This window comes from Oleiphilus sp. HI0117 (genome assembly GCF_001635235.1).
Genome location: NZ_LWGA01000241.1, coordinates 1 through 325, shown reverse-complemented (window position 1 = coordinate 325; position 325 = coordinate 1). Strand labels below are relative to the sequence as shown.

Annotated in this window: 1 protein-coding gene; it reads right to left on the bottom strand. The window is 42.8% G+C overall.

Going from position 1 to position 325, the window contains the following annotated elements; all coding sequences use genetic code 11:
• A partial coding sequence (locus A3757_RS03060; protein WP_197469696.1) for a pyrimidine/purine nucleosidase domain-containing protein occupies nucleotides 1-238 on the bottom strand: 238 nt, incomplete at its 3' end.
• Between the last annotated feature and the right edge of the window lie 87 nt (nucleotides 239-325).

The following is a 325-nucleotide window of genomic DNA, read 5'->3' as shown; positions in this document are numbered from 1 at the left end:
CATTTTCAATCAGCAGCTTGATACCACGAGACTGGCGTATAAATTTGATACGGAAATCTTTATAGCGCTCGATGATTTCATTGGTATCATCGACGGTGCTGCCGGTATTTAAGACCGCTAAAGCACAGCGCTTAAACAATTCATAGACCTTGGTTCGCGACAGCTCGACTAATTGTTTTACTTCATAGGCAGAAAGGATTTCAAGGGAGCCTTCAGGGGAGACTGTGGTATAGGGCATTGTCTCACAAGGTAAAATTTTGATACTGGGGTTGTCGCTTATCGTGTGAGAGTTTTCTCTTGGCGTATTTTTATCAGTATCCCTCAT